This window comes from Citrobacter sp. Cf136 (assembly GCF_030333815.1).
GTDB lineage: Bacteria > Pseudomonadota > Gammaproteobacteria > Enterobacterales > Enterobacteriaceae > Citrobacter > Citrobacter freundii.
Window position 1 is genome coordinate 1 of the sequence record NZ_JAOWFE010000011.1, and the last position, 16,735, is coordinate 16,735.

Annotated in this window: 12 protein-coding genes; 9 read left to right on the forward strand and 3 right to left on the reverse strand. The window is 50.3% G+C overall.

Annotated elements, in window-relative coordinates; translation table 11 throughout:
• Nucleotides 1-359: 359 nt before the first annotated feature.
• The 5 genes from OGV98_RS00055 to OGV98_RS00075 all read left to right on the forward strand — a co-directional run bounded on the left by OGV98_RS00055 (nucleotide 360) and on the right by OGV98_RS00075 (nucleotide 7,278).
• A complete protein-coding gene (locus tag OGV98_RS00055) occupies nucleotides 360-1,991 on the forward strand; it encodes a sensor histidine kinase (protein WP_003031877.1) in 1,632 nt (543 codons plus the stop codon).
• A complete protein-coding gene (dcuR, locus tag OGV98_RS00060) occupies nucleotides 1,988-2,707 on the forward strand; it encodes a two-component system response regulator DcuR (RefSeq protein WP_003031875.1) in 720 nt (239 codons plus the stop codon). Before OGV98_RS00055 ends, dcuR begins: the two co-directional genes overlap by 4 nt.
• 716 nt (nucleotides 2,708-3,423) lie before the next feature.
• Complete coding sequence (dcuB, locus tag OGV98_RS00065; protein WP_003031873.1) at nucleotides 3,424-4,764, forward strand: anaerobic C4-dicarboxylate transporter DcuB; 1,341 nt, start codon at nucleotides 3,424-3,426, stop codon at nucleotides 4,762-4,764.
• A gap of 96 nt (nucleotides 4,765-4,860) precedes the next feature.
• Nucleotides 4,861-6,507, forward strand: coding sequence for a class I fumarate hydratase FumA (gene fumA / locus OGV98_RS00070; RefSeq protein ID WP_003031871.1), 1,647 nt, complete (start codon nucleotides 4,861-4,863; stop codon nucleotides 6,505-6,507).
• A gap of 147 nt (nucleotides 6,508-6,654) precedes the next feature.
• Entirely contained in the window at nucleotides 6,655-7,278 is a 624-nt protein-coding gene (locus OGV98_RS00075) for a DUF2238 domain-containing protein (RefSeq protein ID WP_032948356.1), read from the forward strand.
• 20 nt (nucleotides 7,279-7,298) lie between these two features.
• On the opposite strand, the gene OGV98_RS00080 is transcribed toward OGV98_RS00075, so the two are convergent.
• The 3 genes from OGV98_RS00080 to melA form a co-directional block, all read right to left on the reverse strand.
• Nucleotides 7,299-7,553 (reverse strand): SemiSWEET transporter, encoded by a 255-nt coding sequence (locus OGV98_RS00080; protein ID WP_003031867.1) that lies wholly within the window; start codon nucleotides 7,551-7,553, stop codon nucleotides 7,299-7,301.
• A 2-nt stretch (nucleotides 7,554-7,555) separates the two neighbouring features.
• On the reverse strand, nucleotides 7,556-8,986 hold the full coding sequence (melB, locus tag OGV98_RS00085; protein ID WP_138828117.1) for a melibiose:sodium transporter MelB: 1,431 nt from the start codon (nucleotides 8,984-8,986) through the stop codon (nucleotides 7,556-7,558).
• A 92-nt stretch (nucleotides 8,987-9,078) separates the two neighbouring features.
• Nucleotides 9,079-10,434: an alpha-galactosidase gene (melA, locus tag OGV98_RS00090; RefSeq protein ID WP_086529668.1), complete on the reverse strand. Its 1,356-nt coding sequence runs from the start codon at nucleotides 10,432-10,434 to the stop codon at nucleotides 9,079-9,081.
• Between the two features lie 269 nt (nucleotides 10,435-10,703).
• Between melA and melR the strand changes: the two genes are divergently transcribed.
• The 4 genes from melR (at nucleotide 10,704) to adiC (ending at nucleotide 16,679) form a co-directional block, all read left to right on the forward strand.
• Nucleotides 10,704-11,636: a transcriptional regulator MelR gene (gene melR, locus OGV98_RS00095; protein WP_003841146.1), complete on the forward strand. Its 933-nt coding sequence runs from the start codon at nucleotides 10,704-10,706 to the stop codon at nucleotides 11,634-11,636.
• Between the two features lie 237 nt (nucleotides 11,637-11,873).
• The gene (gene adiA, locus OGV98_RS00100; RefSeq protein ID WP_094543152.1) at nucleotides 11,874-14,141 is read left to right on the forward strand and encodes an arginine decarboxylase; all 2,268 of its coding nucleotides are present in this window, start codon (nucleotides 11,874-11,876) and stop codon (nucleotides 14,139-14,141) included.
• Nucleotides 14,142-14,452: 311 nt separating this feature from the next.
• On the forward strand, nucleotides 14,453-15,214 hold the full coding sequence (locus OGV98_RS00105; protein WP_003031855.1) for an AraC family transcriptional regulator: 762 nt from the start codon (nucleotides 14,453-14,455) through the stop codon (nucleotides 15,212-15,214).
• Between the two features lie 127 nt (nucleotides 15,215-15,341).
• Entirely contained in the window at nucleotides 15,342-16,679 is a 1,338-nt protein-coding gene (adiC, locus tag OGV98_RS00110) for an arginine/agmatine antiporter (RefSeq protein WP_003031853.1), read from the forward strand.
• The last annotated feature ends 56 nt before the right edge of the window (nucleotides 16,680-16,735 follow it).

Consider the following 16,735-nt stretch of genomic DNA (forward strand, 5'->3'; position numbering starts at 1 on the left):
AACCGGCTGTTTGTGTGAAGTGATTCACATCCGCCGTGTCGATGGAGGCGCATTATAGGGAGTTTCCTGTGGCCCGCAACCCTTAAATTGCAGAAAAATGACTGACTGCTGCATTCCACAGCAAAACCCCGCCTTATACCCATTTACACACAGAGTTATCCACAATCGTAAGCAAATTATCTGTCAGCGTCCCTGAAAAGGGAGAGAACCGATATGAAAACCTCTATATAGAAAGAAATTCACTCTACGCTATATAAAGAAGAAGGGCTGACAACTTAAGCTCCATAATCCCTACCACCTTTGAATTACGCCCTCCATCAGGCGATAATACCCGCACAAACCGTGATTCCAGGACCGTGATGAGACACTCACTGCAACGTACTGCTATACGCAAACGCCCGATGAAGCTTGGCACCACCGTGATCCTCATGGTTAGTGCAGTTCTCTTCTCCGTGCTGCTTGTCGTTCATCTGATTTATTTCTCGCAAATTAGCAACATGACGCGCGATGCGTTAGCGAGTAAAGCGCTTGCCGTCGCGCGAACGTTGGCCAACTCTCCGGAGATCCGCCAGGGACTAATGAAAAAGCCCGAGGAAAGCGGTATTCAAGCGATTGCCCAGGCGGTGAATAAGAGCAACGATTTTTTGTTCATCGTCGTCACCGATATGCAAAGCATTCGTTACTCCCATCCCGAAGCACAGCGAATCGGCCAGCCATTTAAAGGCGATGACATTTTGCTGGCCCTGCAAGGTAAAGAGAATGTCGCCATTAATCGCGGGTTTCTGGCTAAAGCCCTGCGGGTATTCACCCCTATATACGACGAACATCACCAGCAAATTGGCGTGGTGGCGATCGGTCTTGAGCTAAGCAGAGTTGCTGAACAGATCAATAACAGCCGCGGCAGCATCATCTGGTCAATCTTATTTGGCGTGCTGGTTGGGCTGCTCGGTACATGGATATTCGTTAAGGTCCTCAAGCGCATTCTGTTTGGTCTGGAACCTTATGAAATCTCCAATCTGTTCGAACAACGCCAGGCGATGCTGCACTCTATAAAGGAAGGAGTCATTGCCGTTGACGAGTGCGGTGAAGTGACGTTGATTAACCAAGCTGCGCAGGAGCTGCTGGATTATCACAAATCACAAGATGATGCCCAGCTCTCCACGCTCAGCCATGCGTGGTCACAAGTGGTCGATTTTTCACAGGTACTACATGACGGAACGCCGCGCCGCGATGAAGAGATCATGGTGAAGGATCGGCTGCTCTTAATTAACACGGTCCCGGTACTCAGCAACGGTAAAATCATCGGCGCCATTTCAACCTTCAGAGATAAGACTGAAGTCCGAAAGTTAATGCAACGCCTGGACGGTATGGTCAACTATGCCGATGCACTTCGTGAACGATCCCACGAATTCATGAATAAATTGCACGTGATTCTAGGATTATTGCATCTGAAAAGTTATAAGCAGCTTGAAAATTACATCCTAAAGACCGCGAACAATTATCAGGAAGAAATTGGCTCACTGTTAGGAAAAATAAAATCTCCGGTGATCGCAGGATTTTTACTCAGTAAGATTAATCGCACATCTGATTTAGGCCATAGCCTGGTCATCAGCAATGAAAGCCAGCTACCGGAGAATAACAACGAAGATCAGGTGGCGGTGCTGATTACCGTTCTGGGGAATCTGATTGAAAACGCCCTGGAAGCGCTAGGTCAAGAACCTGGTGGTGAGATCAGCGTATCCTTGCATTATCGACACGGCTGGTTGCATTGCGAAGTGAATGACGATGGTCCGGGGATCGCCCCCGAAAACATTGAGCACATCTTTGAGAAGGGCGTTTCGTCAAAAGGAACCGAACGGGGCGTAGGTTTAGCGCTTGTTAAACAACAGGTTGAAAACGTTGGCGGCAATATATCCGTCGAGTCTGAACCTGGGATCTTCACCCAATTTTTTGTACAGTTACCGTGGAATGGTGAGAGGGCCAGCAGATGATCAATGTCTTAATTGTCGATGACGATGCAATGGTAGCGGAATTAAACCGTCGTTATGTCGCGCAACTCTCCGGTTTTCACTGCTGCGGCACAGCCTCCACGCTGGAGAAAGCAAAAGAGATAATCTTTCATAGCGGTCATCATATCGATCTGATTTTGCTAGATATTTATATGCAAAAAGAAAACGGCCTGGACCTGCTACCGGTTCTGCACAGTGAAGGTTGCAAGTGCGATGTCATCGTCATCTCTTCTGCAGCCGATGCCACCACCATTAAAGATTCACTTCACTACGGCGTCGTTGACTACTTGATCAAACCTTTCCAGGCGTCCCGGTTTGAAGAGGCGCTCACCGGCTGGCTACAGAAAAAAACTGAGATGGAAAAGCATCAGTACTATGAACAGTCTGAGCTTGACCAGTTGATTCACGGCAGCTCCTCCAATGAACAAGAAACGCGGCGCTTACCCAAAGGATTAACGCCACAAACGTTACGCACGTTGTGCCAGTGGATTGATGAGCACCAGGATCAGGAGTTCTCCACGGATGAGCTGGCTAACGAGGTCAATATCTCGCGCGTCTCTTGCCGTAAATACCTTATCTGGCTCGTCAATTGTCATATCTTATTTACCAGCATCCATTATGGCGTGACCGGCAGACCTGTTTATCGTTATCGCGTGCAGGCTGAACACTACTCATTGCTTAAACAATATTGCCAATAAATACACTTGGGATTATTTGTTATTTGAAAGTAACAATTATTAAAATAATGAAAAATCCCTATTTCACCAGCTGACACTGCAAAATTATAAATTTGCGTTAGATCAAATATATTTGTATCCGGCATGTTAAATGTATTATTTTAATATTGACAAACATCACACTGTTTTTAATTTCAAAATCGCTAACAAAAGTTAATTAAGTATTATCTAACTCGCAGAGTGTGTATTTTTACCCATAAAGGATTAGTCTGAAATTAACCAGACATACAAAATCTAGACTGGTAGCAATGGAGACCATGCTACGTACCATGGACACCGTACATTTTTGTGAGCAAATAAAAGTATCCGCACGCCGACTTCATCACATCATGAAATGGCGTGACCGTGATCACATAAATAACCCACTCACTCATTCTGTCGGTGGTTCATGTAATAGCGGAAAACGCAAAATAGATAAATTACAGCGTCAACCGCGGCTCTCCATGTTCAGCTCTGCTTCCCATCGCCTGAGGATTCTCTCCTCTGATCAAAGCCACAGAAAAAACCAAATATCGCCATAACTTTAAAAAAAAATTCTAGCAAGACATTTGAACATTAATCGCAAATACGGACATATCGAATACTGACCATTTTTTGATGCTTATTCTGGCAAAAAAGAATGTGGCACAGATCCATTTTTCAAAAAATTGACTGGGTTTTTCGCGAGGGTAAATAAAATGTTATTTAGTATACAACTTCTCATAATATTAATATGTTTGTTTTATGGTGCCAGAAAGGGCGGTATCGCGCTGGGTTTATTAGGCGGTATCGGCCTGGTCATTCTGGTTTTCGTTTTCCATCTCCAGCCGGGTAAACCACCTGTAGATGTCATGCTGGTTATTATTGCCGTGGTGGCCGCATCGGCAACCTTACAAGCCTCCGGCGGTCTTGACGTTATGCTGCAAATCGCTGAAAAGCTGCTGCGCCGTAACCCAAAATATGTTTCCATCGTCGCACCTTTCGTTACCTGCACCCTGACGATTCTCTGCGGTACAGGGCACGTGGTATACACCATCCTGCCAATCATTTATGACGTTGCCATTAAGAACAATATTCGCCCGGAACGTCCGATGGCGGCGAGTTCCATCGGTGCGCAGATGGGTATTATCGCCAGCCCGGTTTCTGTAGCCGTTGTGTCACTGGTGGCAATGCTGGGTAACGTAACGTTTGAAGGCAAGCATCTCGAATTCCTCGACCTGCTCAGCATCACCATCCCGTCTACCCTGTTGGGTATCCTGGCGATCGGTATCTTCAGTTGGTTCCGTGGTAAAGATCTGGATAAAGATGAAGAGTTCCAGAAGTTCATTTCTGTACCTGAAAACCACAACTATGTGTATGGCGATACCGCCACGCTGTTAGACAAAAAGCTGCCGAAAAGCAACTGGCTGGCCATGTGGATCTTCCTTGCCGCTATCGCCGTTGTTGCCGTACTCGGCGCGTTCTCTGAGCTGCGCCCTACCTTTAGCGGCAAACCACTGTCAATGGTACTGGTTATCCAGATGTTCATGCTGCTGACGGGTGCGCTGATTATTATCCTGACGAAGACCAATCCCGCTTCAATATCTAAAAACGAAGTCTTCCGTTCCGGTATGATCGCGATTGTGGCGGTGTACGGTATTGCCTGGATGGCCGAAACAATGTTCGGCGCGCACATGACAGAAATCGAAGGTGTGCTGGGCAATATGGTGAAAGAGTATCCGTGGGCCTATGCAATTGTTCTGCTGCTGGTATCCAAATTTGTAAACTCCCAGGCAGCAGCGCTGGCTGCGATTGTTCCGGTCGCACTGGCAATCGGGGTTGATCCAGCGTACATCGTGGCTTCCGCTCCGGCATGTTACGGTTACTACATTCTGCCGACCTACCCGAGCGACCTGGCGGCTATTCAGTTTGACCGCTCTGGCACCACCCACATCGGCCGCTTCGTTATCAACCACAGCTTCATTCTGCCTGGTTTGATCGGCGTAAGCGTATCCTGTGTCTTTGGTTGGATCTTCGCCGCAATGTACGGTTTCCTGTAATCACAGTTCGCGTGCCGTCCGCGTTGGTACGGCACGCCACCATTAAGACACAGAGAATTTTAAAATTCCTGAGAAAAATGAAAAGGCTGGAAGCAAATGTCAAAAGTTGAATTCACTTACCAGGCGGCTTTCCCACTGGGGGAAGACAAAACTGAGTACTACCTGCTGACATCCGATCACGTCAGTGTCGGCGAGTTTGAAGGCGAAACAATCCTGAAAGTAGCTCCTGAAGCACTTACGCTACTGGCCCAACAAGCCTTCCACGATGCCTCCTTCATGCTCCGCCCAGAACACCAACAGCAAGTCGCCTCAATTCTCCATGATCCCGAAGCCAGCGAAAACGATAAGTACGTAGCGCTGCAGTTCCTGAGAAACTCCGAAATCGCCGCCAAAGGCGTGTTGCCAACCTGCCAGGACACCGGTACGGCAATTATCATGGGTAAAAAAGGTCAGCGCGTTTGGACCGGCGGCGGCGATGAAGCGGCCCTCTCCAAAGGCGTATTTAATACCTATATTGAAGATAACCTGCGCTACTCGCAAAACGCGGCGCTGGATATGTACAAAGAAGTGAATACTGGCACCAACCTGCCCGCACAAATCGATCTGTACAGCGTGGACGGTGACGAATACAAATTCCTGTGCGTGGCCAAAGGCGGCGGCTCAGCCAACAAAACCTATCTGTATCAGGAAACCAAAGCGCTGCTGACTCCCGGCAAACTGAAAAACTTCCTGGTTGAGAAAATGCGCACGCTGGGTACTGCAGCTTGCCCGCCGTATCACATCGCATTCGTCATTGGCGGGACGTCAGCGGAAAGTACCCTTAAAACGGTGAAATTGGCCAGCACACACTACTATGACGCGCTGCCGACTGAAGGTAATGCTCACGGCCAGGCGTTCCGCGATCTCCAACTGGAACAGGAACTGCTGATCGAGGCACAGAAACTCGGCCTTGGCGCTCAATTTGGCGGGAAATACTTCGCACATGATATCCGCGTGATCCGCCTGCCTCGCCACGGCGCATCCTGCCCGGTTGGTATGGGCGTTTCTTGCTCCGCAGACCGTAATATTAAAGCCAAGATTAACCGCGAAGGGATCTGGATTGAAAAACTGGAACATAACCCAGGTCAGTACATTCCGGAATCTCTACGCCAGGCGGGTGAAGGTGAAGTGGTTAAAGTTGACCTTAACCGCCCAATGAAAGAGATCCTCGCCCAGCTCTCTCAGTACCCGGTTTCTACTCGTCTGTCACTGAGCGGTACTATCATTGTCGGTCGTGACATTGCCCACGCGAAGTTAAAAGAACGTATTGAGTCCGGCGAAGGTTTACCGCAGTACGTGAAAGATCATCCGATCTACTACGCGGGTCCGGCCAAAACGCCTGCAGGCTATCCGTCCGGTTCTTTAGGCCCAACCACCGCGGGTCGTATGGACTCCTACGTTGACCTGTTGCAGTCTCACGGCGGCAGCATGATCATGTTGGCGAAAGGTAACCGCAGTCAGCAAGTGACTGACGCCTGCCACAAACACGGCGGCTTCTACTTAGGCAGCATCGGTGGTCCGGCAGCGGTACTGGCGCAGCAGAGCATTAAGCATCTGGAATGCGTGGAATACCCGGAGCTGGGAATGGAAGCTATCTGGAAAATCGAAGTAGAAGATTTCCCTGCTTTCATCCTGGTCGATGACAAAGGCAACGATTTCTTCCAGCAAATCGTCAGCAAACAATGCGCTAACTGCGCGAAGTAACCCATTCGGCCCGGCACTGGACTGGCACTAAATTTTTGGCGTCAGTCCAGCGATCCCCCCGGGCCAACTTTATCCCCCCATTTACTGGTATTGAATTTTTGCCGTTCACAGGGAATAGTGACCTTTTCCATTACGTGTGAATTCGCAATGCTCCGCACTCTGAACCCCACAATCTTGCACACTGGCGCAGTGTTCCTGGCGCTGATCCTTATCTACACCGGTATCTCTGCCTCGGAGAAAATCACCTGGCTGATGGAAGTCACGCCGGTCATTATTGTCGTCCCGCTGTTGCTGGCTACCATGAAGCAGTACCCATTGACGCCGCTGCTTTATACGTTGATTTTCTTGCACGCCATCATTCTGATGGTAGGCGGGATGTATACCTACGCCAAAGTTCCCGTCGGTTTTCAGGTTCAGGAATGGCTGGATCTCAGTCGTAACCCCTATGACAAGTTGGGTCACTTCTTCCAGGGGCTGGTACCAGCCCTGACGGCAAGAGAGATTTTAGTGCGCGGCAATATTGTCCGTGGTCGTAAGATGCTGGCATTTTTGGTCTGCTGCATAGCACTGGCGATTAGCGCAATGTATGAACTGATCGAGTGGTGGGCAGCGCTGGCAATGGGACAAGGTGCGGAAGACTTCCTTGGCACGCAGGGTGATCCGTGGGATACCCAGTCGGACATGTTCTGCGCCCTGCTCGGTGCGTTAACAACGATCCTCGCGTTGGCGGGCTGGCACAATCGGCAGTTGAAAACGGCCGGAGAGCGCTAACGCTTCTCCGGCAATCTGCGCTACCTACTGCGATACTTGATAACCAGAATCGGCAAGGCGAACAACAGTGTCAGAAAGTTCGCCATGCTGACAGCGGTATCTTCAATCAATAACCCATAAGCCAGCCACAACACCAGCCCGCACACAAACATCACATACATTAAACCGGAGATACCCTGGGTGTTGCGGGTGGTAATAACCTTAATCGCCTGCGGCAAAAAAGAGAGCGTCGTCAGCGTTGCCGCCAGATAGCCAATCCAGGAATGCCACTCCATAGCTAGGCCTTCACATCGCTGGCTACTACCACCGGAATCTCCGGAGTATTCGACTGTTTGACGGGCGACGGCACTTTTCGGTACTTATCCAGCAGGTGGATCTGAATCTTACGCAGCATATCGCCATTCAACCGGTAGTAACGGAAATAGAGCACCAGTGTCACAACGAAAAAAAGCGTGGGCAGCGCGATCATGATGAACTGCATGCCGAGGATGGTCTCAGCAGATTGCGTCGCATTCGGAACATAACCAATCAATCCCAGCACTACCGCAATAAAGAAAGCGGAAAACGCCGAGCCACCTTTGACTACCATTGTCTGCACGGCATAGGCAATACTCTCGCAGCGGACGTTAAACTTGTATTCACCGTAATCTACGGTGTCCGCCACCATAATCACCTGCAGTACCCAGAACAGCGCCGTACCAATGTTCAGAAGGATCCCTGCGGTAACAATCAGGAAAGTATTGTGGAATGCCCCCAGAGCCATAATCAGCAATACGCCTGCGCTGAGAACTGGCATAACCGAAGCGCCAGCCCACAGTACCCGGCGAGAAAGCGCCTTTGACAGACGGGGAAAGAGAATCAATGTCAGCAAGTTAGCTGCTCCGGCATAGGAGAGGTAGTATGGGAAAAGGTCAGCATCACCCACCACGTAGGTGAAGTAGTAAATCGCAAAACCTGTAATGATATTGGACGCCACGTTGTAAGCCAGCGCCATCCCCAGCAGGCAGGAAAGCTGATCGTTTTTGTAGATAAGCGCAAGGATTGATTTCAGCGTCAGCCGGGTGCTGTCTGCGGTAGCTTCGCTGTCAGAGGAATACACTTCATGCACATTGCGCAAGGTTACGAGGGTAGAAACAATAAAAAATGCGATCAGCACCAGCGTAAACATCTGAAAACCGAACCCGCGATCCGCGCCGCCAACATAGTTTACAAAGGGTAGCGTCACGCCCGCGGTGACAAACCCTGCAAGGCTGGCGAAAAAACGAGGGAACGGCACCAGTTGTTCACGTTCGCGTTTATCCAGCGTAATCGTGGGGACCAGCGACCAGAATGGAATATCCATAATGGTGTAGGTCATCCCCCACAATATGTACGTCACACAAACAAAAACGATTTGCGCCGTCCCCTCAAACAGATGTGCGCTAAAGAGCAAAAACAGCACCAACGAGTTCGCCAGCGTACCGAGTAAGATCCAGGGTTTAAATTTTCCCCAACGCGACCGGGTGGCATTCACTATCCACCCCATCACCGGATCGTTCAACGCGTTCCATATTTTTGCCACCAGGAACAAGGTTCCGACGACGCCCACCGATAATCCCACCACGTCGGTGTAGTAATACATCAGGTACATGTACACGATACCGATAGCGAAATCCTTACCGAACGCTCCAAATCCGTAACTGAGTTTTGTTGTCAGAGAGATGCTCATAGGGTATCGGGTCGCTGTTACCAGCGCCCGCCTTCTGTAAGAGGAAACGTCAGAGGTTAAACGCCGGATGCTCTGCCCGGCGTGATTGTGTATTAACGGTGCAGCCAGGCCGGCAGCCAGTCGCCGTGAGACGCGATCAGGTCGTCCACCAGCGCATAAATCTCTTCAATCCCCAGTACCGCGCCGGTATGCGGATCCATCATCGCCGCGTGATAAACACGATCGCGGTTCTCCGTCAGGATGGCTTCCGTTAGCAGAGTCTGAACATTGATATTGGTTTGCATCATAGCCGCCAAATGTGACGGGAGAGCACCGACTTTCGTTGGCTGAATACCATTCGCATCAACCAAACAAGCGACTTCAACACAGCAACCTTGCGGCAGGTTATCGATCAGACTGTCATTGCGAACATTGCCATACACGACGCTCGGTTCACCGGTCCAGATAGCGTTCATGATAGTGCTGGCATATTCGCGCGACGGTTTAATGTCGATCCGCTCAGCCGTTTTGTACTCTTCCAGCTCTTTTTTCCAGTTCGCCAACTGTTCCACACAACGTTTCGGATATTCATCCAATGGCACCTTATAGCGCTCAATCAGATCTTCACGCCCCGGTTTGATAAACCACGGCGTATATTCGGCGAAGTGCTCCGACGATTCGGTGACGAAGTACCCCAGTTTTTTGAACATTTCATAGCGCACAATGTTCTGGCAACGGGTATTTCCGTGAATATTCGGTTTCGGTGCCTGACCGGATTCATAGGCCGCCAGCAGCTCCGGGTAGAGATTCACATAGGCGCCGTCCGCCGTTTTGCGCTCCAGCTCCAGATAAAATGCCATATGGTTGATCCCGGCACTGCGATAGCGCAAAGAGGCAGGGTCAATGTTCAGATCGCGGGCCAACTCCTCCGCCGTCCCCTGCACCGAATGACACAGCCCAACCTGCTTAATATGCGGATAGCGCGCATACATTGCCCAGGTGTTCATCGCCATCGGGTTAACGTAGTTAAGCATGGTGGCCTGCGGACAGACTTCGGTCATATCCTCACAAATCTGCCATAAATGCGGAATGGTGCGCAGCGCGCGCATAATGCCGCCCGGCCCCAGCGTGTCGGCAATCGTCTGCTCCAGACCATGGCGTTTACACACCGTAAAATCGGTGACGGTACAGGGTTCATAGCCGCCGATCTGGAAAGCGACCACCACAAAATCAGCATCCTGTAATGCTGCTTTTTGATCGGTATAGCAGGTGATTCGTCCAGACGCGCCCGCAGAATCCATCAACTTGCGCACAACAACGTGTGACTCTTCCAGACGCGTAGGATCGAGATCCATCAAGGCGATATGCGCAGATTTAAGCGCATCGCGGTGAAAGACGTCCCCAAGAATATTTTTGACGAAAATCGTGGAACCGGCGCCGATAAAGGTAATTTTGGGTGCAGACATCATGACTCTCCAGAACATTAGTGAACACAGTCATGGTGGCACAGCGTATAGCTGAAAACTTCCGACTTCTCTGCTGAGCATTCCCATAAACTCAGATCATCACTCTGCACCCTATTGGATCTGAGTTTATGGGACAAAATTACCCAAAAAGCAGAGTATGTGGCCGCAAAATGTCGCTATGCTCAATGGTAACGGTCCAATTTGTGTCCTGATTCTCAGCCTTAATACGTGTTAAATGACATGATTCTGATAATTCAGGAAATGGAGCAACCATGAGCACATTACCGACATCGCCTCTTCCTCCCGATCCGCACATGTGCAGTAGCGATGAAGAACAAACCCGCAGCCCGCTATCGCTGTACTCAGAATATCAACGGATGGATATCGAGTTGCGCTCACCGCATGCTATGCCAGCCAGCCATTGGCATGGGCAGGTGGAGATCAATGTGCCGTTTGATGGTGACGTCGAGTATCTGATCAACAACGAAGTCGTACAGATAAAACAGGGACACATCACGCTATTCTGGGCCTGCACACCGCATCAACTCACGCGTCCAGGCAGTTGCCAAAGTATGGCTATCTTCAATTTACCGATGCACCTTTTCCTCTCCTGGCCGCTGGATCGCGAGTTGATCAACCATGTTACCCATGGAATGGTCATCAAATCGCTGGCGTCGCAGCAGTTGAGCACCTTTGAAGTTCAGCGCTGGCAACAGGAACTGAACAACCCGAACGAACAAATTCGCCAGCTCGCCATTGATGAAATTGGTCTGATGCTCAAGCGGTTTAGCCTTTCCGGCTGGCAGCCTATACTCGTCAATAAAACCTCGCGGACCCACAAAAACAGCGTGTCTCGGCACGCCCAGTTTTACGTCAGCCAAATGCTGAGCTTTATTGCCGATAACTACGATCAGGCGCTCACCATCAACGACGTCGCGGAACACGTGAAGCTCAACGCCAACTACGCGATGGGGATTTTCCAACGCGTGATGCAACTCACCCTGAAGCAGTACATCACGGCAATGCGGATCAATCACGTCCGCGCATTGCTTAGCGATACCGATAAAACCATTCTCGACGTTGCGTTGACCGCCGGATTCCGTTCCAGCAGCCGTTTTTATGACACCTTCAGCAAGTTTGTCGGCATGTCGCCGCAGCAGTACCGCAAACTAAGCCAGCAGCATCGGCAAACAATGGCTGGTTGATATCATTCGGCCATATCAGTATCAGCCAAAAAAATATTCCCCCTGTCGATAAACGGTGGTGAAAAACCGCCAACAAGCAAACGTAACCATATGTTTAAAAACAAATTAAACATAAATCAGACTATTTTTCACCCGCTTTACAGCCCGTTTTGACAGGATAATACTTGCCTGCGTCACATTCATACGGTGTGTCTGCAATTCATAGATTGCAACCTTTCCACAACCGGGTAAAAGATGATGAAAGTATTAATTGTTGAAAGTGAGTTTCTGCATCAGGACACCTGGGTCGGTAGCGCTGTCGAACGTCTGGCTGACGCATTAAGCCGCCAAAATGTTACCGTCATTAAGTCCACCTCATTCGACGATGGCTACGCAATCCTCGCCGCCAATGAAGCCATTGATTGCCTTATGTTCAGCTATCAAATGGAACAACAAGACGAACACCTGAACGTCAGGCAATTGATCGGCAAGCTCCACGAGCGCCAGCAAAACGTTCCCGTATTCCTGCTGGGCGATCGCGAAAAAGCCACCGCATCGCTGGATCGCGACCTGCTGGAGCTTGTCGATGAATTCGCCTGGATTCTGGAGGACAGCGCTGACTTTATCGCTGGCCGTGCCATCGCAGCGATGACTCGCTATCGTCAGCAGTTGTTACCACCGCTGTTCAACGCCCTAATGAAATACAGCAATGTCCATGAGTATTCCTGGGCTGCACCGGGTCACCAGGGCGGTGTCGGTTTCACCAAAACACCTGCCGGTCGACTGTACCATGACTACTACGGTGAGAATCTCTTCCGTACCGACATGGGGATTGAACGTACCAATCTCGGTTCTTTACTCGACCATACAGGCGCATTTGGGGAAAGTGAAAAAAATGCTGCCCGCGTGTTCGGTGCCGACCGTTCCTGGTCCGTAGTGGTCGGGACTTCCGGCTCTAACCGCACCATCATGCAGGCTTGTATGACCGACAACGACGTCGTGGTGCTGGATCGTAACTGCCATAAATCCATCGAGCAGGGGCTGATCCTCACCGGGGCAAAACCGGTGTACATGGTGCCAAGCCGCAACCGGTACGGCATTATCGGGCCTATCTACCCGCAGGAAATGCAGCCTGAAACTTTACGGAAAAAAATCAGCGAAAGCCCACTGACCAAAGGCAAAGCTGGGCAAAAACCGTCTTACAGCGTTGTGACCAACTGTACCTACGACGGTGTTTGCTACAACGCCAAAGAGGCGCAGGATCTGCTCGCACAAACCAGCGATCGCATCCACTTCGATGAAGCCTGGTACGGCTATGCTCGCTTCAACCCAATTTATGCCGATCACTACGCCATGCGTGGCGCGCCGGGCGATCATAACGGTCCTACCGTTTTTGCCACCCACTCGACCCACAAACTGCTGAATGCGCTCTCTCAGGCATCTTACATTCACGTTCGTGAAGGTCGTGGGGCTGTGAACTTCTCCCGCTTTAACCAGGCGTACATGATGCACGCCACCACCTCTCCGCTGTATGCTATCTGCGCCTCAAACGACGTGGCGGTCTCCATGATGGACGGTAACAGCGGCCTGTCGCTCACTCAGGAAGTGATCGACGAAGCAGTCGATTTCCGTCAGGCCATGGCACGGTTGTACAAAGAGTTTACCGCCGAAGGCGACTGGTTCTTCAAACCGTGGAACAAAGAAGTGGTAACCGATCCGCAGACCGGTAAAACCTATGACTTTGCCGACGCGCCAGCCACATTGCTGGCAACCGATCAGAACTGCTGGGTGATGCGTCCGGGTGAATCCTGGCACGGCTTTAAAGACCTGCCGGATAACTGGAGCATGCTGGACCCGATCAAAGTCAGCATTCTGGCACCGGGGATGGGCGACGATGGCGAACTGGAAGAGAACGGCGTACCGGCCGCACTGGTTACCGCCTGGCTTGGCCGCCACGGCATCGTGCCGACCCGAACCACCGATTTCCAGATTATGTTCCTGTTCTCCATGGGGATTACCCGCGGGAAATGGGGCACACTGATCAACACGCTGTGCTCTTTCAAACACCACTACGATGCCAATACCCCGCTGGCACAGGTGATGCCAGAACTGGTTGAGGAACATCCTGACACTTATGCCAACATGGGTATTCACGATCTGGGCGACACCATGTTCGCCTGGCTGAAAGAGAACAACCCAGGCAGCCGTCTCAATGCAGCCTACTCCGGTCTGCCGGATGCGGATATTACTCCGCGTGACGCTTACAACGCGATAGTCAGTGACAACGTTGAGATGGTGGCGATTGAAAATCTGGCGGGACGTATTGCGGCAAACTCCGTGATCCCTTACCCACCGGGAATTCCGATGCTGCTGTCCGGTGAAAACTTTGGCGATGCCAACAGCCCGCAAATTGGGTACCTGCGTTCGTTGCAGTCCTGGGACCACCACTTCCCTGGATTTGAACATGAAACCGAAGGAACGGAAATTATTGACGGTGTTTATCACGTTATGTGCGTGAAAGCATAAGGTCTCTTTTTAGATAGTCCGATGTTTAAGGTAGACATGTCATTCTTGAGTAATTCCTGAGTATTGCTGCAAAACAATAACACTGTCATACCTTTTTGCGCGGGACCACCCCGCGCTTTTTTTATACGCAAATAGCATCTTTCCACTTGCGTAAAAAAATGTGTACATAAGAAAAATCCCACCAAACATTGTAATTAATTTCAGACACGTTATTTTATTGCGGTCCTGGTTTCATCATACAATTTCAATTTAGCCGATTTGGCTCATCTGATGTTGAGCTACGGTGTTTTTTCATATTCCTGGAGTTGGGTATGAAGCTTTGCAGCAAAGAAGCTTGTGTTGTTGTATTAACGGAGAAGGATGTTTGGTTAAGGATTAACGGTAAAGAAGCCATCAGTTTAAAAGCTAATCATATGGCACTGGTGGCATGCGATAATAATATTATCGATTTTTCATCACTTAATAACGCATTGGTTGTACATATTAGCCGCGATATCATTAAAGACTATCTGCGCTTTTTAAATAAAGACCTTTCACAGATCCCACTCTGGCAACGCAGTGCCAGCCCAGTGATGACCTCAGCGTGTCTGACGCCGGATGTCTTCAGGGTGGCTGCCCAACATAGCGTAATGGACACAGTGAACGAAGCTGAAAGAGAGCGTACGCGCTCGCTACTGTTCACGGTGTTATCACGCTTTCTCGACAGCAAAAAGTTTATCTCTTTGCTCATGTATATGCTGCGCAACTGTATCAGCGACAGCGTTTATCACATTATTGAGAGCGATATACATAAAGACTGGAATTTAAGCATGGTTGCCAGTTGCTTATGCCTGAGTCCTAGTTTGTTAAAGAAAAAGCTCAAAAGTGAAAATACAAGTTACAGCCAAATAATTACCACCTGTCGCATGCGATATGCCGTCAATCAATTACTGATGGACGGCAAAAACATTTCCCAGGTATCTCAACTGTGTGGATATAACAGTACCTCATACTTTATCTCCGTATTCAAAGAGTTCTATGGGATGACACCTCTGCATTATGTTAGTCAACATAGGGAGCCATCCGCCGCCTGATTTTTAATCAGTTAGCGATAAGCCATAATAATATCAGCATTAGCGATACCCCAGCTCCGTCATCATTAAACAGACTTTTGACGAGGTATGATAAGGCGTCATTTATCCTTATCAGGAGTTAGAAAATATGTCGACGGATGCTGATGCTCACAAAGTGGGCTTAATCCCCGTCACCCTTATGGTGTCGGGGAATATTATGGGTTCCGGTGTATTCCTGCTACCCGCAAACCTTGCGTCAACTGGCGGGATTGCAATCTACGGATGGTTGGTCACGATTATCGGTGCTCTGGCACTGTCGATGGTGTACGCCAAAATGTCGTCCTTAGACTCCAGTCCCGGTGGTTCTTATGCTTACGCCCGCCGCTGCTTCGGTCCTTTTTTGGGCTACCAGACCAACGTGCTGTACTGGCTGGCCTGCTGGATTGGTAACATCGCCATGGTGGTCATTGGCGTCGGTTACCTGAGCTACTTCTTCCCCATCTTAAAAGATCCGCTGGTCCTGACGCTGACCTGTGTCGTCGTGCTGTGGATCTTCGTATTACTGAACATTGTCGGACCGAAAATGATCACCCGCGTGCAGGCCGTCGCAACGGTACTGGCGCTGGTACCAATTGTCGGGATTGCCGTCTTCGGCTGGTTCTGGTTCCGCGGTGAAACCTATATGGCGGCCTGGAACGTCAGCGGCATGAACACCTTCGGCGCGATTCAAAGCACTCTGAATGTTACCTTATGGTCATTTATCGGGGTAGAAAGCGCCTCCGTCGCGGCTGGCGTGGTTAAAAACCCCAAACGTAACGTACCTATCGCCACCATGGGCGGCGTGCTGATTGCCGCTGTTTGCTACGTGCTCTCCACCACCGCGATCATGGGTATGATCCCTAACGCGGCGCTACGTGTTTCAGCCTCTCCGTTCGGTGATGCCGCACGCATGGCGCTGGGTGACACCGCAGGGGCAATTGTCTCCTTCTGTGCTGCGGCCGGGTGTCTTGGTTCTCTGGGCGGCTGGACGCTGCTTGCCGGGCAAACCGCCAAAGCCGCAGCCGATGACGGCCTATTCCCACCAATTTTTGCCCGCGTGAACAAAGCCGGTACGCCAGTGGCCGGGTTAATTATCGTCGGCATTCTGATGACCATCTTCCAGTTCAGCAGCATGTCGCCGAACGCAGCGAAAGAGTTTGGTCTGGTCTCTTCGGTCTCCGTTATCTTCACCCTGGTGCCGTATCTGTACACCTGCGCCGCGCTGCTGCTGCTCGGCCATGGTCACTTTGGTAAAGCACGCCCGATGTACTTACTGGTGACCTTCATCGCCTTTGTCTACTGCATCTGGGCGGTTGTCGGTTCCGGAGCCAAAGAAGTGATGTGGTCGTTCGTCACGTTGATGATCATCACCGCGCTGTACGCACTGAACTACAACCGGATCCATAAAAACCCGTATCCACTGGATGCCCCGGTAAACAATAACTAACACCAACAATCGTCGTGGCCCGATGGCGTAAGTTCATCGGGCCAACGTTCTCCCAC